At 71.0% G+C, this 22,382-nt stretch carries 16 protein-coding genes and 1 tRNA gene; 11 read left to right on the top strand and 6 right to left on the bottom strand.

Annotated features, from left to right (window positions below; translation table 11 throughout):
* Position 1: 1 nt before the first annotated feature.
* Positions 2–1,156, bottom strand: coding sequence for a DUF418 domain-containing protein (locus AB0F70_RS26010; RefSeq protein WP_357455688.1), 1,155 nt, complete (start codon positions 1,154–1,156; stop codon positions 2–4).
* A 159-nt stretch (positions 1,157–1,315) separates the two neighbouring features.
* On the opposite strand from AB0F70_RS26010, the gene AB0F70_RS26005 reads away from it, so the two are divergent.
* From AB0F70_RS26005 to AB0F70_RS25990, 4 genes are all read left to right on the top strand, one after another.
* Complete coding sequence (locus AB0F70_RS26005) at positions 1,316–2,128, top strand: MarR family transcriptional regulator (RefSeq protein WP_357455685.1); 813 nt, start codon at positions 1,316–1,318, stop codon at positions 2,126–2,128.
* A gap of 66 nt (positions 2,129–2,194) precedes the next feature.
* Positions 2,195–4,330, top strand: a complete 2,136-nt coding sequence (betT, locus tag AB0F70_RS26000) for a choline BCCT transporter BetT (protein WP_357455682.1) — start codon at positions 2,195–2,197, stop codon at positions 4,328–4,330.
* Positions 4,331–4,377: 47 nt separating this feature from the next.
* Positions 4,378–5,862, top strand: a complete 1,485-nt coding sequence (locus tag AB0F70_RS25995) for an aldehyde dehydrogenase family protein (RefSeq protein WP_357455679.1) — start codon at positions 4,378–4,380, stop codon at positions 5,860–5,862.
* Positions 5,855–7,465 carry a GMC oxidoreductase gene (locus AB0F70_RS25990; protein ID WP_357455677.1) on the top strand — a complete coding sequence of 537 codons (1,611 nt, stop codon included), beginning with the start codon at positions 5,855–5,857 and terminating at the stop codon, positions 7,463–7,465. Before AB0F70_RS25995 ends, AB0F70_RS25990 begins: the two co-directional genes overlap by 8 nt.
* A gap of 12 nt (positions 7,466–7,477) precedes the next feature.
* Here AB0F70_RS25990 and AB0F70_RS25985 read toward each other — a convergent pair whose 3' ends face one another.
* The 5 genes from AB0F70_RS25985 to AB0F70_RS25965 form a co-directional block, all read right to left on the bottom strand.
* The gene (locus tag AB0F70_RS25985) at positions 7,478–8,707 is read right to left on the bottom strand and encodes a HipA domain-containing protein (protein ID WP_357455715.1); all 1,230 of its coding nucleotides are present in this window, start codon (positions 8,705–8,707) and stop codon (positions 7,478–7,480) included.
* Entirely contained in the window at positions 8,700–8,960 is a 261-nt protein-coding gene (locus AB0F70_RS25980) for a transcriptional regulator (RefSeq protein ID WP_357455674.1), read from the bottom strand. Before AB0F70_RS25980 ends, AB0F70_RS25985 begins: the two co-directional genes overlap by 8 nt.
* 102 nt (positions 8,961–9,062) lie before the next feature.
* Positions 9,063–10,658 carry a TROVE domain-containing protein gene (locus AB0F70_RS25975; RefSeq protein WP_357455671.1) on the bottom strand — a complete coding sequence of 532 codons (1,596 nt, stop codon included), beginning with the start codon at positions 10,656–10,658 and terminating at the stop codon, positions 9,063–9,065.
* A gap of 179 nt (positions 10,659–10,837) precedes the next feature.
* Complete coding sequence (locus AB0F70_RS25970) at positions 10,838–11,974, bottom strand: Fic family protein (protein ID WP_357455668.1); 1,137 nt, start codon at positions 11,972–11,974, stop codon at positions 10,838–10,840.
* Between the two features lie 55 nt (positions 11,975–12,029).
* Entirely contained in the window at positions 12,030–13,019 is a 990-nt protein-coding gene (locus AB0F70_RS25965; RefSeq protein WP_357455665.1) for an NAD-dependent epimerase/dehydratase family protein, read from the bottom strand.
* Positions 13,020–13,168: 149 nt separating this feature from the next.
* Between AB0F70_RS25965 and AB0F70_RS25960 the strand changes: the two genes are divergently transcribed.
* The 7 genes from AB0F70_RS25960 (at position 13,169) to AB0F70_RS25930 (ending at position 22,250) form a co-directional block, all read left to right on the top strand.
* A tRNA-Gly gene (locus tag AB0F70_RS25960) sits at positions 13,169–13,238 on the top strand.
* 464 nt (positions 13,239–13,702) lie between these two features.
* Complete coding sequence (locus AB0F70_RS25955; RefSeq protein ID WP_357455662.1) at positions 13,703–15,640, top strand: glycosyl hydrolase 53 family protein; 1,938 nt, start codon at positions 13,703–13,705, stop codon at positions 15,638–15,640.
* A 38-nt stretch (positions 15,641–15,678) separates the two neighbouring features.
* A complete protein-coding gene (locus tag AB0F70_RS25950; protein ID WP_357455659.1) occupies positions 15,679–17,757 on the top strand; it encodes a beta-galactosidase in 2,079 nt (692 codons plus the stop codon).
* A 21-nt stretch (positions 17,758–17,778) separates the two neighbouring features.
* Complete coding sequence (gene galK / locus AB0F70_RS25945) at positions 17,779–19,008, top strand: galactokinase (protein WP_357455656.1); 1,230 nt, start codon at positions 17,779–17,781, stop codon at positions 19,006–19,008.
* A gap of 169 nt (positions 19,009–19,177) precedes the next feature.
* A complete protein-coding gene (locus tag AB0F70_RS25940; protein ID WP_357455653.1) occupies positions 19,178–20,263 on the top strand; it encodes a secretion protein HlyD in 1,086 nt (361 codons plus the stop codon).
* Positions 20,260–21,072 carry an ABC transporter ATP-binding protein gene (locus AB0F70_RS25935; RefSeq protein ID WP_357455650.1) on the top strand — a complete coding sequence of 271 codons (813 nt, stop codon included), beginning with the start codon at positions 20,260–20,262 and terminating at the stop codon, positions 21,070–21,072. The genes AB0F70_RS25940 and AB0F70_RS25935 overlap by 4 nt, the downstream gene beginning before the upstream one ends.
* Complete coding sequence (locus AB0F70_RS25930) at positions 21,069–22,250, top strand: ABC transporter permease (RefSeq protein ID WP_357455647.1); 1,182 nt, start codon at positions 21,069–21,071, stop codon at positions 22,248–22,250. The genes AB0F70_RS25935 and AB0F70_RS25930 overlap by 4 nt, the downstream gene beginning before the upstream one ends.
* The last annotated feature ends 132 nt before the right edge of the window (positions 22,251–22,382 follow it).

The raw sequence follows: 22,382 nt of genomic DNA, 5'->3' as shown, positions 1-22,382 counted from the left end.
CTCAGCGGCGGCGGTAGGAGAGCCTCCGGACCAGCACCTCTGCCGGGCCGGGCAGGCCGGCCCTCGCCATCGCTGTCGCCAGCCCCACGGAGCCCACCCACACGACGACGGCGATCACGGCTGCACCGGCGAACGACACGCTGCCGGCCAGGTCGAGCGTGAACGGGTAGAACAGCAGGAGCCACACCAGCGACTGTGCCAGGTAGAAGGTCAGGGACCGCTGCCCGAGCGCGGCCAAGGCCGTCGCGACCGCACCGCCCGTGGCGCGCCGTCCGGCGAACACCACCCCGACGAGGGCGGCGAGCCCCACGCCGCCCAGGTAGCCGCCGAACGTGTGCAGCACGGCGAGCGCCCATTCCGTGGAGGTCGCCGTGGGTACCCAGAAGCCGGCCACGACGAGCGCCTCGGGCAGGCGGGTGGCCAGGGCGAGCAGGAGCAGGCCGACGGCGGTCCGGCGGAGCAGCACCGCGTGCTCCTGCGGCTCGTCCAGGTAACGACGGCGGGCCGCCCAGATGCCGAAGAGCATGCCCGATACGACGACGACCACGCCGAGGACCGCGTCGGGGAGCCAGCCCGGCAGGCCGGACAGGACGTGTGCCGGGTAGGTCGCGGACATGTACGGCACCATCCCTGCCGGCTCGCCCGACAGCTCGGCGGCCACGCTGCGCTGGTAGGTCCAGCTGATCATCGCGACGCTGAACGGAAGAACTGCCACAGCCGTCCACAGGAGCACACGGTCGCGGGTCGTCACCATCGCCGCGAGAAACAGCAGAGCGAACCCGTACGTGGCGACGATGTCGACCGGCACCAGCAGCGCGGAGTGTGCGAGGCCGACACCGACCAGCACCCAACCGCGGCGACGCAGGAGCCGGCGGGTCTCCGCCGGCCCGGTGCCACGCGCCTCCTGCCGGTACAGCAGCTGCCCCATGGCGTAGCCGAACAGGACGATGAACATCGAGCGCGCCTGGTTCTCCGCGAGCAGCGACCGCAGGAGCTCGGTCACTGTGTTCGCCTCGGTGGGCGCGCGGTCGCTCACGAAGCCTGGCGCGTGCGCCAGGGCGATGAGCAGCAGCATCACACCGCGAGCGACGTCCGGTGCGATCGCTCGTGAGAGCTGCGTCGGTACCCGGCCGGCGGGGCGGGCTGGTGCGGCCATGTCGTTCCTTCCACTGGGTCGCGCAACCGGTCCGTGCCACCGGTTCGCGGGGGTCCGTGCGTTGCTTTCACGTCAGCATCAATGCCCATTTACCCCACGGGCCAGCGGCTATCGTGGATCGTTGCAACAGCCGGACTGCCGATGCACACCAGGAGCGATGTGCCAGGACCACGCCTGAACCGGACCGAGCGCGAGCAGGTCGCGGCTGGGCTCGCCGCCCGGCGCGACTACGCGGAGATCGCCCGGCGGCTCGGCCGGCCGACGTCGACGGTGAGCCGCGAGGTGACGAGGAACGGCGGGCCTGCCGCGTACAACGCCGACCGGGCCGAGGCCGCGGCACACGCGCGCGCCCGGCGCCCCCGCGGCGGCCCGGCTGCTACGGCCCGGGCGGTCAGCGCCGACCGCACCCAGGAACGCCGGGTCTCCGCCCGGTCGGTGTTCCTGGACGAGTTCACCGAGAGCGTCGTCGCCACCGGTGTCCCCCGCACGGCGGCCCGCGTACTGGTTTGGATCCACACTGCCGACGACGGGCTCACCGCCGCCGACCTCAGCACCGAGCTGGGGGTCTCGAGGGCTGCGGTATCGAACGCGGTGGCGTACCTGGACCGGCTCCGCCTGATCCGGCGGGAGCGAGAGCCGGCCCGCCGGCGTGAGCGCTACGTCGTGGGCGACGACGTCTGGGCCGCCAGCTGGAACGAGAGCGTGGAGGCCAACGCCCGCTGGGTCCTGATCACCGCGCGGGGTGTCGAGGCGCTCGGCCCGGACACCCCGGCCGGCATCCGGCTCGCCAGGGCAGCCCGGTTCTTCACGGCGGTGCAGGAGACCATGTCGGCAGGCCCCTGGCCGCTCGCGACGGGCGAGGCCGGTGCGCTGCTGCGCGCGCTGGCGCGGGCAGGTATGCCGGTCACCGCCGAGCAGCTCCGGGGTGCCCTGACGCCGGAGCAGCGGGCGACGCTCCGACGCCGGGCGTAGTACTGGGCTCTTATACCCGGCCGGTGGGGCCTCGACCACCGAGATAGCGGGTGAAATTTGATCTCGATGTACGGTGGTCACCGCCCAACGTCGTCGACGAAGGAAAACATGAGCAGCCCGGCGAAGACCGAGAGTCCGACCTCAGCAGCCGAGAGCCCGACCGAAACGCCACGGCACAGCAGCATCAATCCACCGGTGTTCTTCGGGTCCGCGGCACTGATCCTCGTGGTGGGTCTCACCGCGATCATCTGGCCGACGCAGACCGAGCAGTACATCGGCGTCGTCGTCGCCAAGATCTCCGACTGGTTCGGCGCGTACTACTTCGTCGCGGCCGCCGCGTTCCTGGTGTTCGTGATCGGCGTCGCCCTCTCCCGCGCGGGCCGCATCAAGCTCGGCCCTGAGCAGTCCAAGCCGCAGTTCGGCCTGTTCACCTGGTCCGCGATGCTGTTCGCCGCGGGCATCGGCACAGACCTGATGTTCTACTCGGTGGCCGAGCCGGCCACCCAGTACCTCGCCCCGCCCGTCGGCGACGGCGGCACCGTCGAGGCCGCCCGGATGGCCATCGTCTGGACGCTGTTCCACTACGGCGTGATCGGCTGGGGCATGTACGCCCTCATGGGCATGGCGATCGCCTACTTCGCCTACCGGCGCAACATGCCGCTGAGCATCCGGTCCGTGCTGCACCCGCTGTTCGGTGACCGCGTCTGGGGCAGGCTCGGCGACGCCGTCGACGTCGCCGCAGTGCTCGGCACCGTCTTCGGTCTGGCCACCACCCTCGGCATCGGCGTCGAGATGCTCAACCGCGGGCTCTCCGACCTGGTGGGAGTGCCGATCGGCGTCGGCGCACAGGTGGCGCTGCTCGCGCTCGCCGTCGTGATGGCGACGCTGTCCGTGGTCTCCGGCGTGCAGCGCGGTGTGCGGCGCCTGTCCGAGCTCAACGTGGTGCTCGCCCTGCTGCTGGTGCTGTTCCTCGTCGTCACCGGCAAGACGACGTTCCTGTTGAACGCTCTGGTGATGAACGTCGGCGACTACGTCTCCCGGCTGCCGGGGATGACGCTGAACACGTACGCCTTCGACGCACCCACCGAGTGGATGAGCTCGTGGACGCTGTTCTTCTGGGCCTGGTGGGTGGCCTGGGCCCCGTTCGTCGGCCTGTTCCTCGCGCGCATCTCGCGCGGCCGGACCATCCGCCAGTTCGTGCTCGGCACGCTCACCATCCCGTTCGTCTTCGTGCTGCTCTGGGTGTCCGCCTTCGGCAACAGCGCGCTCGACTACATCCGCAACGGAGGCGCCGAGGGGGCCGCGTTCGGCGACGCGGCGATGAACGACCCGGCGTCGGGCATCTTCGCCCTGCTCCAGCAGTTCCCCGCTGCGCCAGCGACGATCGGTCTGGCCATCTTCATCGGACTGCTGTTCTACGTGACGTCCGCCGACTCGGGCGCGCTCGTCCTGTCGCACCTGACCATCAAGATGCACGAGGCGTCCGACGACGGGCCGATCTGGCTGCGCATCTTCTGGGCGTCGGCCACGGGCCTCCTCACGGCAGGCATGCTGCTCGCGGGCGGCATCACCACGCTGCAGTCCGGGACGATCATCATGGGCCTGCCGTTCTCGCTGGTGATGTTCGGCGTGATGTTCTCCCTCTACAAGGTACTGCGCACCGAGGGCCAGAAGTTCGACACCCTCCGTACCGCGCTGCCGTCCAGCCTGTCGGGCCGGATCGGGCACCCGGGCACCAGCGGCACCCCGGGCTGGCGACAGCGGCTCAAGCGGCTGGTCAGCTTCCCCGACCGCCGCCACGTGCTGCGGTTCATCGACCGGACGGTGCGCCCGGCTCTCACCGAGGTCTCCGCCGCGCTCGAGGAGCAGGGCATCGCGACCTCCTGCACGGAGGCGCCGGTGGGCGAGACCGGGCTGCCGGCCATCACGCTCACCGTCGAGCACGGCGACGAGGCCCCGTTCACCTACACGCTGTGGCCGCAGGCCCACCCCACGCCGACGTTCCGCATGAACACGTCGGACCAGGGCGACACGTACTTCCGTGTAGAGGTGCTCCTCGCGGAGGGCACGCAGGGCTACGACGTCACCGACTACGCCAAGGAGCAGCTCATCGCCGACGTCCTGGACCAGTACGAGCGGCACCTGCTGTTCCTGCACGCGAGCAGCTCGCCGACGCACGACACGGAACCGATCGAAAGCTGACCACCGCACACCCGCACGTCCCGTACGTCTCGACCGGGAGCACCACCATGAGCACACCGACCACCCTGTACATCGACGGCACCTGGGCGGCAGCGGCCGCGGGCGGCATCCGCGAGATCCGCTGCCCGGCGGACGGCTCGCTCGTCGCGGAGGTGTCGGAGGCGACCGCCGCCGACACCGAGCGGGCGATCGCCGCGGCACGCCGGGCGTTCGACGCCGGCCCGTGGCGCGCCACGACCGCGGCAGAGCGCGGCGAGCTGCTGCACCGCGTGGCCGACCTGCTCGCCGAACGGGCGGAGGACTTCGCCCTCGCCGAGTCCCGCGACACGGGCAAACGCCTGGTCGAGAGCCGTATCGACATGGACGACTGCATAGCCTGCTTCCGCTGGTACGCGAAGCTGGCGGGCGCGGACGCCGGCCGGGTGGTCGACGCCGGCAGCGCCGACGTGCTCAGCCGCGTGGTGCACGAGCCGGTAGGGGTGTGCGGCCTCATCTCGCCGTGGAACTACCCGCTGCTGCAGGCCGTGTGGAAGGTGGCGCCCTGCCTCGCGGCGGGCAACACGTTCGTGCTCAAGCCGAGCGAGCTGACGCCGCACACCGCCGTCCTCCTCATGGAGGTGCTGGCCGACGCCGGCGTCCCGGCGGGCGTCGCCAACCTCGTGCTCGGGGCGGGCCCCGAGGCGGGCGCGCCCCTCTCCAGCCACCCGGACGTCGACCTGGTGTCGTTCACCGGCGGTCTCGTCACCGGCCGGGTCATCGCAGCGAGCGCCGCTGCCACCGTCAAGAAGGTGGCCCTGGAGCTGGGCGGCAAGAACCCGAACGTGATCTTCGCGGACGCCGACTTCGACGCCGCGGTGGACAACGCGCTCAACGGTGCGTTCGTGCACTCCGGGCAGGTGTGCTCCGCCGGGGCACGGCTGGTCGTCGAGGAGTCGATACACGACCGCTTCGTCGACGAGCTGGTGCGCCGGGCCCGGCAGATCCGGCTGGGTGGCCCGTTCGACGACGCCGCGGAGACCGGCCCGCTGATCTCCGCCGCGCACCGGGACAAGGTCACGGCATACGTGGAGCGGGCAGTCGAGGAGGGCGCCGTCGTCCGCTGCGGCGGCGAATGGGGCACTGGCGAGCTGGAGGAGGGCTTCTACTACCTGCCCACGGTGCTCGACGGCGTCCGGCGCGGCAGCTCCGCCGTCGTCGACGAGGCGTTCGGTCCCGTGGTGACCGTCGAGACGTTCAGCACCGAGGACGAGGCGGTCGAGATCAGCAACGACACGATCTACGGCCTGGCGGGCGCCGTCTGGTCGCAGGACGCCGGGAAGGCACAGCGGGTCGCGAACCGGCTGCGGCACGGCACGATCTGGATCAACGACTACCACCCCTACCTGCCGCAGGCGGAGTGGGGCGGCTACGGGCAGTCCGGGTTCGGCCGGGAGCTCGGCCTGGCCGGCCTCGCCGAGTACCAGGAGTCCAAGCACATCTATCAGAACCTGCGCCCGGCAGTGACCGGGTGGTTCGGAGGCACCGATGACTGAGCAGCCCGCGAAGCACCCCGAGAAGCAGGCCGGCGCGCAGACCGGCGAGCGCACCTTCGACTACGTGGTGATCGGCGGGGGTTCCGCCGGCGCCGCCGTCGCCGCCCGGCTCAGCGAGGATCCGGCGGTCACTGTCGCCCTGCTGGAGGCGGGGCCGTCCGACGTCGGCGACGACGCGATCCTGCGGCTGGACCGCTGGATGGGGCTGCTGGAGTCCGGCTACGACTGGGACTACCCGATCGAGCCGCAGACCAACGGCAACTCGTTCATGCGCCAGGCGCGCGCCAAGGTGCTCGGCGGCTGCTCGTCGCACAACTCGTGCATCGCGTTCTGGGCCCCGGCCGAGGACCTCGACCAGTGGGAGGCGATGGGCGCGACCGGCTGGCGGGCGCAGGAGTCCCGCCCGTACTACACGAAGCTCGAGAACAACGACCAGCCCGGCGTGCACCACGGGCACGACGGCCCGGTGCGGATCCGCCAGGTCCCACAGGCCGACCCGTGCGGCGTGGCCGTGCTGGACGCGTGCGAGCAGGCGGGCATCCCCCGCGTGCAGTTCAACGACGGCACGACGGTCGTCACCGGCGCGAGCTTCTTCCAGATCAACGCCCGGGAGGACGGCGTCCGCTCGTCGTCGTCGGTGAGCTACCTGCACCCGATCCTCGACCGGCCGAACCTGACGATCCTCACCGAGCACCGTGCCAGGCGGCTGCTCTTCGACGGCACCCGGTGCACGGGCGTCGAGGTGCTCGACCCGGACCTGATCCACCATCGCACGTTCACCGCGCGGCACGAGGTGGTCCTCTCGGCGGGCGCCATCGACTCGCCCAAGCTGCTCATGCTGTCGGGGATCGGCCCGGCGGAGCACCTCGCGGAGGTGGGGATCGACGTGCTGGTGGACGCCCCCGGCGTCGGCTCGCACATGCAGGACCACCCCGAAGGGGTGATCCAGTGGGCGGCGAAGCAGCCGATGACCACGTCCTCGACGCAGTGGTGGGAGATCGGCATCTTCGCGGCCACCGAGCCGGACCTGGACCGGCCGGACCTGATGATGCACTACGGCTCCGTGCCGTTCGACATGCACACGGCACGGCAGGGCTACCCGACCACCGAGAACGGGTTCTGCCTCACCCCGAACGTGACCCATGCACGCTCCCGTGGCACGGTCCGGCTGCGCTCCCGCGACTTCCGGGACAAGCCGATGGTCGACCCCCGGTACTTCACCGACCCGTACGACATGAAGGTGATGGTCGAGGGCATCAAGCTCGCGCGGAAGATCGTCGCCCAGCCCGCTATGGCCGAGTGGGCGGGCGCTGAGCTGTACCCGGGGCCGGACGTGCAGACCGACGAGGAGATAGCGGACTACATCTCGCGCACCCACAACACGGTCTACCACCCGACCGGTTCGGTCCGGATGGGTGCGTCGGACGACGACAGCTCGCCCCTCGACCCGCGGCTGCGGGTCAAGGGCGTCACGGGGCTGCGCGTCGCGGACGCCTCGGTCATGCCGGAGATCACCACCGTCAACCCGAACATCACGGTGATGATGATCGGCGAACGCTGCGCGGACTTCCTGAAGGAGGAGCGGACGGCGCTGGTCGGGTGACTGTGCGGGGTCCTACGACGCCGGGTCGCCGGCCAGCAGGTTACGCGTGAATGCGAGGATCGTCTCTCGGAGCTTCGGGTCCGCTCGCCGATCCGGCTCATCGGTCTCGATGGCGGTCAGAGTCGCTTCGAGAGTCTTCCGCACAACCCCCTCGGCATCCGACACGCCCCAAGCCGCACCTTCTGCCACCATATCTTCGGCCGTAATCGTCGCGTGCACGTACTTCTTGTTCACAGCGAGCGCCATCCGGCCATCGGTCGGGTGCTGCCGCAAGGGCACGACGTCGTAGGCGGGCGCGAGCGTCGTGGTCTGGTCCGGGTTGTGGATCAGCGAGATGTTCTTCGCGTGCATGTCGAGATTGCCGATGGTCACGGCGAACGCCGTCATACGGAGCAAGCGCTCTTGCGAGTCGTCGCTCGCCACACGTGCGAGCACCTCCGCGACCCGTGCCAAGCTCACCTTTCCGCCGTACTCCTGGTACTTCTGGTTTCCGACTGCGCCGAGCGCCTGATTCATGTCCTCCTGGTGGATCCGCCCTTGCGGCGCGGCCGGCGAACGGTCATAGCGCTCGATCACGAGGCCCGGCCGGCCGGGGAAGTCCTCGACCCATGAGGCGTGCCGGGTCAGACCGGTCGCGCGGGCGAGGCGCGTCCCGTACTCCTCGTCGTAGATTAGCGACGAGTGCTCGCGGGTCTCGGGCTTGACGATGTGCGTGGACGGATAGCCGTCGTGCACGCGGTGCCATCCGCCGTCGACCCGCGCCAGAACTATCTTCTCCTGCACACCCGCGAGCGACGACTTCCCGGACACCGGCGAGTTGCCCAGCGGCGCGGATCGGGTGTCCTGCAGCAACGTCCCGACCTCATCGTCAGTGACCGCGGTGATACGCGGCGTCCGTGGCTCACCCGGGCGGTCCGGGTCCCAGATCTGAACAGCGCCGGCCACGTCGCGGCCGTAGTGAGCCAGGAATCCGACGACGTCGTGCTCAGCCACGCCTGCTCTGCGAGCCAGGTCGACGAGCATGTTCCCCTCGGGGAGCAGCTCTGTGAAGAAGACCCTGCGGCGCCCTGCCTTTCCTCGGCTTTCCACCACACTCAACGGCACGGACACTGAGAGAGTCGTTGAGGCCGGACTGAAGTGCTCGAAGGCCGCATGGTCGGTACGGAAGTCGAAAGTTCGGTCGCCTGACGAGTACAGGTGCCCGACGAGGTGCCCGTACAGCTCGACATGAAGCTCAGACATCACCGCCTCCCTTCGCCGGGTCGTCCGGCAACGGCAGGTCCGCATACAGCCGGACACCGGTCGCCTTGAGCATGACGAACAGCCGGGTCGTCAGGATGCCGGGCTTTCCGCCCTCCATCTCCCACACCCACTTCTGGCCGATGCCCAGCTGCGCCGCCAGCTCGCGCTGGCTCAGGCCTTGGACCAGCCGCCCTTGCTGCAGCGCGAAGCCGAGCATCTCGGGGCTGTCGATCTCGGTCCGCACGCTTCGCACGACGATCCTCCTGACATCGATATTGACGTCAGGCTACGTGACTTCGATTTCGATATCAAGTTACTTGACATCGAAATCGAAGTCACACACCCAGTCGCACCGTCACATACCCCGTGCGAACTGCGAGATCAGGGACGGCACCGCCGCGTCGAAGCCCGCGACGTCGAGCATCCCCGGGTCGGTCGGGTCCGCGATCGAGAACTCGGTGGCGGTCATACCCACCACCACGAGCCGCGCCGGGATGCCCGTGCACTCCCGGTACTGCCGCAGCGCCTGGTGCGGGTGGATGTCCCCGTGCCACGTCTCGTTGTCGGTGTAGACCACGAACGTGTCGACCTTCAGCCCCTTGGCCAGCGCGTACAGCATGGGCTGGGCGCAGTCCGTGCCGCCCATCGGCATCTTGTCGACCACGCGCAGGGCGTCGTCGAGCCGACGGCGCGGCGAGATCCGCAGCGGCTTCAGCTCCGACGTGTTCCAGGCGCCACCGGGACCGGTCGTGAACCCGACGGCCGACGACCCCGGCTCGGTCGCGAGCTGGACGAGCGCCAGCGCCGCCGAGGCCTCGCGCGCCGTGAGCGGCATCCCGGCGATCGAGACGCCCATCGAACCCGACACGTCCACGGCGAGCAGCATCCGCTTCCCGGCCGGCTCGACAGCACCGAACGCCGCGTAGAACCCGGCGTCGAGCGCATCGACGATGCGCTGCGTGGGCTCCCACGCACCCGTGCCCCTGGCCGAGACGCCCGACGCGTAGGTCCGCTGCGCCACCAGCACGTTCACCGGGTGCACGCGGGCACGCCGCAGCCGCTCGGGGTCAGCGAGCAGGCTCGCGACCTCGTCGGTGCGCCCGCCGACGTCGGGCAGCAGCCCCAGCCGCGTGAGCCGCGGGAGCTGACGCATCAGCGCCGTTGCGGGCATGCCGACGTCGAGCAGCGCGTCCCACACCGCGGGCTCGGCGAGCGCCGCGTCAGGGAGCATCTCCCAGGTCAGGCCACCCTCGCGGACGAGCGCCGACCAGGTCGAGGAGTCCGTGGCCCCCTGGGCCTTGAGGAACGCCTCGACCAGCGCGGGGGTCTGCTCGCCCGTCGCACCGCGGACCACCCAGTCGAAGGTCGCCCGGAGCGCGGGATCGGCCGTGACGGGGTGCGCCAGGCGCAGCAGGTCGCGGTGCGACCAGCCCTCGCGCTGCCGGTACTTCACCGCCTGGTAGGCGACGGCGTCGGCGTCCTTCGCCGTGTACCAGCCGCCGACGGCGCGACGCAGCCCGCGACCCCAGCCCCGGAACTGCTCGACGTAGCCGGCGAACAGGAACAGGTGCGTACCCGTGCGCGCGACCTGCGGCAGCGCGGCGAGCGCGAGCGCCGCCGACTCGGGGACCGACGCCGCGAACGCGAGCGCGAACAGCGCAGGGTTCTGCTTGGGCGCGGCGCCGCTCGTCGACACCTCGACGATCGTGTCGACCAGCGTCACCGGGTCGGCGGCCGCCATCCTGCCCACGACCTCTGCGTTCTCACGCGCCAGCGGGCCGGCGGAGGCGTAGTACGTGCCGCCGTCGACGCCGAGCGTGAGGAAGCGGCGCAGGCGCGCGGCGTCGTCGAGCACGAAGGTGTGGCCGCCGGCGGAGTTCGCCTTCTGGCGCAGGTCGGCGGGCTGGTTCTGGGGAGTCCGACGGCGGTTGACGGCGCGCAGGATGTCCATGGCGAAGCTCCTCTCGGGATGGGTAGTTCTGGCGACGGGCAGAAGAGAGCGGCGGCAGGCGTGGGCCCGCCACCGCTTCTCGAGCGAGGAAGCACTCAGTGCCTCCGCGATTCTGTTGTCGAACCAGGACCCTAGAGGGCCGGTTTCGCGCTGACCAGGCAATATCCAGGGCCAGACCCCTACTTCGCATACGGGTCCGTGAGCGTGAACGGTGTGCGGGCTTCCTCCAGCGCAGCCTGCGGAAACTGGTCGCCGGCAACGTAGTAGCGGGCACGGGTCCGGCCGACCGGCTCGAGGACGCGCGCCGCGACGAGGTCGCGGAGATCGCGCTGCGCCTGCTGCAGGCGCAGGTTCTCCGAGCGTTCGTACCGGCTGCGGCGCACCCGGCCCGAGAGCGCGACGTCGTGCAGCGCGCTGACGACACGGCTGCTGAGTCCCATGGAGTCCACAAACGTGTCCAGCTGCTGGAGCACGCGGGTGGATCGTTCGAGGCGCAGCCGAACGGACTGGGTCTGCTGGTGGGACGCCACGAGATTGAACCTGACCCATTCGGAGACATCCTGATCGGGCAGATAGGTGGCGCCCCGGGCACCGAGCTGCCGGTAGTACTCCCAGGTGTTGCCCGGTCTGCCGAGCCAGGCCTCGATCGACGAGAACTCAGGAGCCAGGACGCCCGACCGTGCCGTGACGAGTGTCTGCAGCGAACGCGACATGCGACCGTTCCCGTCCGACCACGGGTGGATGGAGACCAGGTGCAGGTGCGCCATCGCGGCTCGGACGACGGGGTGGGTTTCGTCATCGGCGTTGAGCCAGTCCACCAGCTCGGCCATGAGTCCTGGCACCTCGTCCACCGAGGGCGCGGTGTAGACGGCGATGCTCGGGTCGCGGGTGTCGGTGACGTACACCGAGCCCTTTCGCCACTGCCCCGCAGGACGCAGCGGCGTGTGGTGATGCCCCTGGAGCATCCAGTGGAGGCCGTTGAGAAGACCCTTGCTGTAGCCGAAGTCGGGTGCATCGTGCAGCGACTGGATGTAGGTCATCATCCGCTGGTACGCGAGGGTCTCCTCGCGGTTCACCTCCGAGACGTCGACGTCGCGCTCACCGTCCATGAGGTCTTCTGCGTCGACGGTCGAGACCCGGAAACCCTCGATCGAGTTCGAGGCAGCAACGGCATCGGCGGTCAGGAAGCGGCGAAGGTCGTCGGTCCACTTCGTGGGTGTCGACCGGACCTGCAGGCGCAGGCCGTCGCGCGCGTAATCGATGTCGGCGAGCACGCGCACGTCGTCCGACGAGAGGTCTGGGGTCGGGAAGAGCATGCCGCCATCATAGTAATGACGCAATCATTGCGTCAATACGTCAGCACCGTGGTGCTCAGCCGCGGACGGCCGTCAGCACCTGCTGCTCCTCCGCCCGGGTCAGGCCCGTGACCTTGGCGTCGGGCGTTGCGCCAAGCCAGGCGAGCGTGTCGCGGGTGGTCTCCGCGAACGGCCGGATCGTCAGGCCCGCCTCCAGCGACGACGTGACGTCGTGCGCCAGGAAGCCGGAGTCGACCAGGTCGGCGGCCCAGAACGGGATCGAACGGGGGCCCGACCACGGGACGACCTCGTGCTCGGCGAGCAACTCGGGGCTGACGGGGACGAGCTCCGGGTCCGCCCCGGCGCCGTCGGCCACCTGAGCAAGGAGCTCCGACCGGGGCACCGGCGGGCAGACGGCGTCGAAGTCTCCGGTGGTGCCCGCCTCCGCCGCCGTCACTATCCACTCCGCGAGGTCGCGGACGTCGACGAGCTGGACGGGGGCGTCCACCGGCTCGGGGACCAGCACCGGCAGGCCGTCCTGGGCCGCCTCGGCGAACCGAGCGGGCCAGTATGTGAACCGGCCGCTCGGGTCGCCAGGGCCCACGATCAGGCCCGGCCGGATCACGAGCGCGGCCGCGAGGCCGGAGCGGACCGTGTTCTCGCACGCCACCTTCATGGCGCCGTACGTCTCCGGGCCGGAAGCCGGATCCTCGTCGGTCTCTATCGGGTCGAGCAGGGGCAGTGTCGCCGGCGTGCCGCCCGGCGTCGCCGTGTCCGCGTAGACGTTGATGGTCGAGACGAACGTCCAGTGGGTGTCAGGGAATGCCGCGACCGCGCGGCGCACGTGCGACGGGATGCGCGAGACGTCGACGACGGCGTCGAACGGCGTGGCCGTGAGGTCGGCGGGCACCGCGTCGGCGCGGTCCCAGGGGACGAGGGTGGCGCCGTCGGGCACCGTGCCGCTCACGCCGCGCGCCGCGCACGTGACGTCGTGCCCCCGTGCCACCGCCGCTTCCGCGACCGCGCGGGAGAGGAAGACCGTTCCACCGAGAACCAGGATTCGCATGTGCCCACCGAACCGCATCGCGGTGACGGGGACCACGCGAATCTGCTGGTGGCGAATCTCCGGCGGGCGTAGGTCGGAAATAAGCCCTGGCCAGGACAGCCCTCGCGCACCTAGGGTCCTGACTCGACAACAGAACATGGCACGAGCACGGGTGGGCCGGAGACCGTCGGTTCCCACTTCCAATGGGGAGGTTGCGGGTTCGAGTCCCGTCGTCGTCCGTCAGGACGGCGTAGCTCAAATGGTAGAGCGCCAACATCGGCGATCATCAACACGCCTACCCGTGCTTCGTAGAGCGGGCCGGAGTTTCTTCGGTTACCTGGCACACAGCAGCGGTTGCGGGTTCAAGTCCCGCCTCGGGCAACCGAGGTCGCTGCCCGGCGGCGGCATGTCGCCGGACCCGGAGGGCGCACACACGCCCGCTCGTCCACGTGAGCGAGCGGTGGCGGGCTGATGCCTGTCACCGCTCGCACGTTCTGCCGTCCCACTGCGACGGGGCCGCGCGAGCCTGCTGCCGGCCGGTCTGAGAGAGCCATCGACAGCCGTCACGAGTAAATCGATGCAAGCCAACAGGCCCAACGAATCCGCCCGGTGCAGGGAAGCGTATTCCCACGCGCGCGTCGAGGATCTAACGTTGTCCCGGACACCCCGGACGAACGCCCCCGACCCAGGACAAGGAAGTCCTCATGACGCACAGCACACACCGCAGGCGCGCCCTCGCAGGCGGCGCCGCGATCGCCGTCGCGCTGACGACGGCGGGCCTCGCGATCGGACCGTCGGCGGCCGGCTACGGCGAAGCGGTGATCGAGCCCGTCGAGACCGACCTCGCCGGCAAGGACTGGGTCACGGCCCGCGCCACCAGCAACGGCTCCGACGCCGACCGCGTGCTCGACGACGACACGGGCACCGCCTGGCGCCCGGCCGCATCGGCGTCGGGCAGCCACCACGGCAAGCGCGACCAGGCCCTCACCGTCGATCTCGGCGGCGCGTACGACGGGCTGCACAAGGTAGAGGTGGTGCTCGCGGACGCGACACCGGCACGCTACGTCGTCGAGGCCTCGGCCGACGGCAAGCGCTGGACGCCCCTCGCCGACCACCGGGACGGCCGCAGCGGCGCGGCCGGCACCACCGCACTGGTCGACAGGGAGGGCACCAGGTACCTGCGCGTCCGGTTCACCACCGCGCGGCCGGGCACGAACGGCGTCGCCGAGCTGCGTGCCTACAACTACCTGCGCGACGACCTGAAGCTCGGCGCCGACCTCTCCTATGCCGACCAGGAGCGCGACCAGCCGTACTACCTCGATGCGGAGGCCGCCCTCGCCGGCGAGCCGGACCCCGGCCCGCACCTGCTCGACGTCGTCAAGGACCGCGGGATGGAGCACCTGCGCCTGCGCATCTGGAACGACCCCCGCGACGAGACCACCGGCGTCGAGACCAACCCGGCGTACCAGGGCCCGGAACGCTCGCTCACGGTGGCCGAGGAGATCACCGACCACGACATGAGCCTCGGCATCGACTTCCACTACGCGGACAGCTGGGCCGACCCGAGCAAGCAGCCCAAGCCGCGCGCCTGGGCCGAGCTGCCCTTCGACGAGCTGACGCAGGAGGTCCACGACTTCACCGCGGACTACCTGACCCAGCTCGTGGAGCAGGGCACCACCCCCGCCAAGGTCGCGGTGGGCAACGAGGTGATCAACGGCTTCATGTACGGCAGCGAGGCCGAGATCATCGGGACCACCGCGCCCGCCTACTTCGTCGAGGAGGCGGACGTCTACCAGTCGCAGCCGGGCGGCGGACTGCTCTGGGACTACTGGCGCAGCACGGACCCAGCCGAGCAGCAGCTCTACACCGAGCAGTGGGACCGGTTCGGCACGCTCATGGCGTCCGGCATCCGCGCGGTGCGCGAGGCGTCCCCGGAGTCGGAGGTCGAGATCCACGCGATAGTCGACACGGGTCGCCTCGACAAGACCATGGAGTTCTGGACGCAGCTGCTCACCCGCCTGGAGGCCGCCGACGCCGCCCCTGACGTACTCGCGCTGTCCTACTACCCCGAGTGGCACGGCAGCCCCGAGGCGCTGGAGCACAACCTGCACACCATCGCCGACACCTTCCCGCAGTACGCGCTCGACGTCGCCGAGACCGCCTACCCGGCCGAGAGCTGGCCGCCCGGCGACCCCACGCCGCTGCCCAACTCCCCTTTCCCCGTGACCGTCCAGGGCCAGGCGGACGCGATCCAGCGGGTCTTCCAGGTCGCCAACGACGTGCCCGGCAACCGGGTGCAGGGCGTGCTCGTCTGGGAGCCCGCGAACTGGCAGCCCATGTTCACGTGGGTCGAGACCAGCCAGGGCTGGCTCCCCGAGGCGAACGCGTCGCTCGACGTCTTCCACGACAGCGACGTCACACACGTCCTGGAGGACACTGTGCACGTCGTCACCGCGGTGGGCGACGACGTCCGGCTCCCCCGCCGGGTCGACGTCCTGACCCCTGCCGACGGCGACGTGGACGGCGTCCGCGTCACCTGGCAGGACGTGCCCGACGACGCGACCGCCCAGCCCGGCACGCTCACCGTCGACGGCACCACTTCCCACGGCCCGGTCACGGCGACGATCCATGTCCTGCCCTGACAGCCCCAGCTGACACACCCCCCGAGAAAGGATCCTCAATGCCTGAGACCCCGACCTTCGTCCCCGGACCGCAGTACGACGGGTGGCTGACCGACGTCGAGCAGATCGGCTACGGCGGCGACTACAACCCGGAGCAGTGGCCCGAGGAGGTCTGGGCGGAGGACGTCCGGCTGATGAACGAGGCGGGCGTGAACCTCGTCAGCCTCGGCATCTTCAGCTGGGCACTGCTGGAGCCTCGGGAGGGCGAGTTCGACTTCGCCTGGCTGGACCGCATCATCGGCCTGCTGCACGACGGCGGTGTGCGCGTGCTGCTCGCCACGCCGACGGCGGCCCCGCCCGCCTGGCTGTACGCCGCCCACCCGGACGCGCGCGTGGTCGACCGGAACGGCACGCCGATGGGCCCGGGCGGGCGCGGCCTGATGGCGCCCACCGCCCCCGCGTACCGCGAGGCGGCCCTGCGCATCACCACCGCGCTGGCCGAGCGGTACAGCAAGCATCCCGCCGTCGTGGGGTGGCATGTGCACAACGAGTACGGCGCGCCCGTCGCCCTCGACTACTCGGTGCACGCCCAGCGCGCGTTCCGCGAGTGGCTGCGTGAGCGGTACGGCTCGCTCGACGCGCTGAACGCAGCCTGGGGCACCGCGTTCTGGGGTCAGCACTACGCGGACTGGGAGCACGTCCAGGTCCCCGCCGCGGCGGCGACGTCGGTCAACCCGGCGCAGCAGCTCGACTTCGCGCGGTTCTCCGACGCCGCCCTCCGGGCCTGCTTCATCGCGGAGCGGGACGCGGTACGTGAACACTCCTCCGCGCCCGTCACCACGAACTTCATGGCGGCGAGCTGCCCGTCCACCGACCTGTTCGCCTGGGGCAAGGAGGTCGACCTCGTCTCGAACGACCACTACCTGCAGGCCGCCGACCCGCGCGGATACGTCGGGCTCGCGCTGGCCGCGGACCTGACCCGGTCCGTCGCGGGCGGCAAGCCGTGGCTCCTGCTGGAGCACTCGACGTCGGCGGTGAACTGGCAGCCGCGCAACGTCGCCAAGCGGCCCGGGGAGCTGGCCCGCAACTCGTTCGCGCATCTGGGGCGCGGCGCGGACACGATCATGTTCTTCCAGTGGCGCGCGTCCCGCTCGGGCTCGGAGAAGTTCCACTCGGCGATGCTGCCGCACGCCGGCACGGGGTCGCGGGTGTGGCGCGAGGTCACGGAGCTTGGCGCGAACCTCGGCCGCCTGACCGAGCTGCGCGGCTCCCGCGTGCACGCGGACGTCGCGCTGCTGTGGGACTACGAGTCGTTCTGGGCGCAGGACCTCGAGCACCGGCCCAGCGAGGGCACAAGCCACCGCGAACGCGTCGACACCTACTACTACCGCCTCTGGCGGGACGGCCACACCGTGGACCTGGCCCGGCCGAGCCAGGACCTGTCGGGGTACAAGCTGGTCGTCGCCCCGGCGTCGTACCTGCTCACGACCGAGGCCGCGGCCAACCTCACGGCGTACGTCGCGGCCGGCGGCACGCTGCTTGTCAGCTACTTCAGCGGCGTGGTCGACGAGCACGACGCCGTGCACCCGGGCGGCTTCATGGCTCCGCTGCGCGATGCGCTCGGCGTGCAGGTCGAGGAGTTCCTCCCGCTGCGCGACGGCGAAGCGCTCGCCGTCACCTACCGGGCGGGCGCGGCGGGAGCCGGCGCCGCGACCACCGACACCACCGAGCTCACCGGCACGGTCTGGGCCGACGACCTCGTGCTCCACGGCGCCGAGCCGGTCGGCTCCTACGTCGACGGCCCCAAGCCGGGCGGCGCGGCGATCACCCGTCACCGGCACGGCGCGGGGACCGGCTGGTACGTGTCGACGAGCCTGGACGTCGAGGCCCTGGCCACGGTCATGAGCGACGTGTACGCGAGCGCCGGGCTGGCGCCGTCGGGCACCGTGGAGGGACTGGAGGTAGTGCGCCGAACCGGGGCGGACGCTACCTACACCGTCGCGATCAACCACACGGACGGCGAGGTCAAGCTGCCGCTTGGCGCGCCCGCCACCGACCTGCTCACCGGCGACGCCTTCGCGGGCTCCGCTGACGTCCCCGCGGGCGCGGTCCGTGTGCTGCGTACCAGCACCCGCTGAGGGCGAGTGACAATAGTTCCCATGACTGAACCGCAGTGGCTCGAGGCCTGGCCCGTCGAGGAAGGCGCGCGCCGGGTCGACGAGCTCTTCACCAGTTCGTTCGACGGCTCCCCCGAGGGTGTCTGGTCCGCCCCGGGCCGGGTCAACCTCATCGGTGAGCACACCGACTACAACGCCGGGCTCTGCCTGCCCACGGCGCTGCCGCACCGCACGTTCATCGCGCTGCGACCGCGTGAGGACGACCGGGTCCGCCTGGTGTCGGCGCAGGCAGAGGGCGTCTGGGAGGCGAACCTCTCCGAGATCGCTCCCGGCGCCAGCGGCTGGGGCGCCTACGTCGCCGGCGTCGCCTGGGCCCTGGCCGAGGCCGGCCACAAGGTCGGCGGCTTCGACGCCGCGGTCGACTCGTGCGTGCCGTTCGGGGCCGGGCTGAGCTCGTCGGCGGCGCTGGAGGCCTCCGTCGCGGTGGCCCTCGACACGGTGGCGGGCCTGGGCCTCGCCGCGTCCGACGCCGGGCGCGCCGAGCTGGTCGACGCGACACGCCGTGCGGAGAACGAGATCGCGGGCGCGCCCACGGGCGGTCTCGACCAGTCCGCGTCGCTGCGCTGCCGCGAGGGCTATGCGCTGCTGCTCGACTTCCGCCCGGGGCTGAGCGCCCTGGAGTCGGGCGTGCCCGTGCCGTTCGACCTGGACACGGCGGGGCTCACGCTCCTGGTGGTCGACACCAAGGCCGAGCACTCGCACGTGGACGGGGAGTACGGCGCCCGTCGTGCGACGTGCGAGCAGGCCGCGAAGCTGCTCGGGCTGGACTCCCTCCGGGAGATCGCGCCGACCCTCGGTGGCATGGGCATCGACCGGGCGCTGGCCGAGCTCGAGCCGCACGACGCCGACGGCGTCCTGCGTCGCCGGGTGCGGCACGTCGTGTCGGAGATCGACCGCACCGCGCGGTTCGCGAACCTGGTACGGGAGGGCCGCGCGGCCGACGTCGGCCCGTTCATGCTGGCCTCGCACGTCTCCCTGCGGGACGACTACGAGGTCTCCTGCCGCGAGCTCGACCTCGTCGTCGACACGGCGATGGCGGCGGGCGCGCTCGGCGCGCGCATGACCGGCGGCGGGTTCGGCGGCAGCGCGATCGCGCTGGTCAACCAGTCCGACGTCGACACGGTCGCCCAGGCCGTCGCGGACGCCTTCGCCGACGCCGGCCTCACGGCCCCGGCGTTCCTGCTGGCGCCGCCCTCCGCGCCGGCGGCCTGACCGCCGCCCGCTGGTCGAGCTTGTCGAGGCCCCGTCCCGACAAGCTCGACCGCAAGGCCCGTATTCACCCGTTACTTTCATCCCGTCTCGCCGGCAACCTGCGCTAATGTCCCCGGGCTACCAGTCCGCAGAGTTCGATCTCCGTCAAGCGCCGCCGCGAGGAGCCCCCATGGGTGCCGTCCGACAGTACGTCTTCCCCACCGTCCGGATCATCATCTGGGCGGTGATCGCCGGAGCGCTCGTCGTGCTGGCCCTCAAGGGCGCCGAGCTCGACCCGCCGGACGCGCTCCAGCCCACCGGTGAGATCACCGAGTCGGTGATCTCCGTCGAGAAGGGGTCAGTCACCAACGCCGTGACGGTCCCGGGCTCCGTGGTCACCGACCCGCCGGTCGAGATCAAGGCCACCGCCGACGGTGTCATCGCCGAGATCGAGGTCGACGACAAGAAGATCGACAAGGACACGCGCGTCCTGTGGATCAAGAGCGAGGAGGTCGTCGAGCCCGTCGTCGAGGTCGACGAGAAGACCGGCGAGGAGACCGTCACTGAGCAGGAGCCGAAGGTCACGTGGACCTCGATCCTCGCGCCGGTCACCGGCACTGTCGACATCAGCGTGCTCAAGGACCAGGCGGTCGCGGTCGGCGAGACCATCGGTGCCGTCTCCCCCGGCACCCTCTCCGTCTCCGGCACGCTCACCGCCGACCAGCAGTACCGGCTCGTCGGGGCCACCGGCACGGCCGAGGTGACGCTCAAGGGCGGCCCCGCGCCGTTCACGTGCACCGGGCTCACGATCGGTGAGGCCGCGGGTGGCGGCGCCGGTGCCACCGGCGGCGAGGAGCTGGCCATGGAGGTGGGCCCCGAGGCGGCCACCGGGTCCGTCCGCTGCGCCATCCCGCCCAAGGTCAAGGCGTTCTCGGGTCTCGGCGGCGAGATCGAGATCACCAACGGCAACGCGAAGGGCGTGGTCGTGGTGCCGATCAGCGCGGTGCTCGGCACCTCGCAGACCGGAAAGGTGTGGACGGTCGCCAAGGAGGGTGCGGAGCCCGAGGAACGTGACGTAGCGCTGGGCCTGACCGACGGCCTGCAGGTCCAGATCACCAAGGGCCTGAAGGCCGGCGAGCAGATCCTGGAGTTCGCGCCCGTCGACGACGGCACGGAGAGCGACGTCAACTGCGACGACATGGTTGCGTTGGACGAGGCGGGGATGGCAGGCGACACGGGGACGGTCCAGATGCTCGACGAGGAGTGCTTCGGATGACCCCCGTTGCTCTCGTCGACCTGCAGGGCGTCACCCGGCACGTCGAGCTGCCGAACGGCAGCACCCTCGAGATCCTCCGCGGCGTGGACCTGACGGTCGGCCCCGGTGAGCACGTGGCCATCGTCGGCCGCTCCGGCACCGGCAAGTCAACGCTGCTGAACATCCTCGGCCTGCTCGACTCCCCCACGTCCGGCGAGTACCTGCTGGAGGGCGAGCCCGTCGGCCGCCTGCGCAGCCGGGCCCTCGCCCGGCGCCGGGGCGACGACTTCGGCTTCGTGTTCCAGCAGTTCAACCTGCTCCAGGGCCGCACGGCCCTCGAGAACGTCGCGGCGCCCCTGATGTACGCGCGCGGCAAGCAGTTCTGGAACCGGAACAAGCTCGCCGCGCAGTCGTTGGAGCGGGTCGGTCTGGGCGGACGACTCGACACCCGGCCCGAGAAGCTCTCCGGCGGTGAGCAGCAGCGGGTGGCCATCGCCCGCGCGCTCGTGCGCGGACCGCGCGTCATCCTCGCCGACGAGCCCACCGGCGCCCTCGACGTCGAGACCGGCCAGGCGATCATGACCCTCCTGGACGATGCCGCGAACGAGACCGGGTCCGCCCTCGTCACCATCACGCACGACCTGGCGATCGCGGCTCGCGCGGACCGCCAGTTCCGGCTGGCCGACGGCATCCTGGTCCCGATCCACCTCGACGCCCCCGTGGCGGTGTCCGAGAACGCCACCATCGCCGAAGCCCCTGTCGCCGGGAACGCTGCTGCGAGAGCGGCCGCCAAGACCGCCGCCGCCCAGACCGCCGGACTGACCGCATGACCGGCGTCGTCGGGGCGATCCTCGAGGCCTGGGACGAGCTGCGGATACATCGGGTACGGGTGCTGCTCGCGCTCATCGGCGTCGCCTGTGCCGTCACCGCGATCACCGGCATCACGGCGGCGGTGACGATGGTCGGCCAGGCCATGCAGGAGGAGACCGAGCGCATGAGCGGCCGGGACACCACCCTCGAGGCGTGGTCCATGGGCGGCGGGGCCGGGATGTCGGCGGCCGAGGTGGACGCGGTGGTCGACGGCGTCGCCGACCGGCACCAGATCTCGTACCACTCCGCGCGCGCCGCCGCGGACCTGCAGGTCCGCGGCGCGGAGAGCGACACCTACGTCAGCTGGTCGGCCGTCGACGTCGACAGCGCGACCATCACCCGCCTGGACATGGAGGACGGGCGGTGGTTCACCGACTCCGACAGTGAACGGCTGGCCCCCGTGCTCGTCGTCAACCAGCCCTTCCTGGACGCGTTCGCCGACGGCGCGCCCGCCGGCGCGCACCCGTCAGTGGTGATCGAGGGCGAGACGCTGGTCGCCGCCACGGTGATCGGCGAGGTGCCCGTGCAGTGGAACGACGAGGAGCCACGGGCCGTGATGCTGTTCGACCAGGCGATCCGCTGGTTCCCGGACCGTGTCACAGCCGACGCCTACCAGTTCTGGGTTCCGCCGGAGATGGCGGACCAGTTCGCCGAGGTGCTGCCCCGCGACCTGGCGGCGGCCGGCGTGCCCTTCGACGTGCAGAAGCCGCAGGTCCAAGCGTTCGCGATCGACCGGGTGCTGCAGTACCTCGTGCTCGGTGTGGGCGGGTTCGCGCTGCTGCTGGGCGGCCTCGGGCTGCTCAACATCGCACTGGTCACCGTGCGCTACCGGATCCGGGAGATCGGCATCCGCCGGTCGTTCGGAGCCACGAGCGGACGGGTGTTCTTCGGCGTCCTCATGGAGTCGGTGGTGGCGACCACCGTGGCCGGTGTCGTGGGTGTGGTGGTCGCCGTGGCGATCATCAAGAACATCCCCATCGACCGCATCTTCGGCCGCCCGATCGACGACCTGCCGGGCTTCCCGTTCGACGCCGCTCTCGTGGGCATGGCCTGCGCCATCGGCATCGGAGCGCTCGCCGGCCTGATCCCGGCGATCTACGCGGTGCGCGTCAAGGTGATCGACGCGATCCGCTACTGACCCCACCGTTGGTCGGGCTTGTCGAGACCCGGGTCTCGGCAAGCCCGACCAGCGGCCGGGTGAGAGGGACCCGCCGTCTGCGCGGGGCCGCCCCCCCCCTGGGCCGCAACACGCTCCGACCCGAAAGGGGCC

Origin of the sequence: Promicromonospora sp. NPDC023805, from assembly GCF_040639635.1 — a bacterium.
Classification (GTDB): Bacteria; Actinomycetota; Actinomycetes; order Actinomycetales; family Cellulomonadaceae; genus Promicromonospora.
The sequence above is the reverse complement of the archived record's forward strand: the minus strand, read 5'-3'. Positions and strand labels throughout refer to the sequence as shown.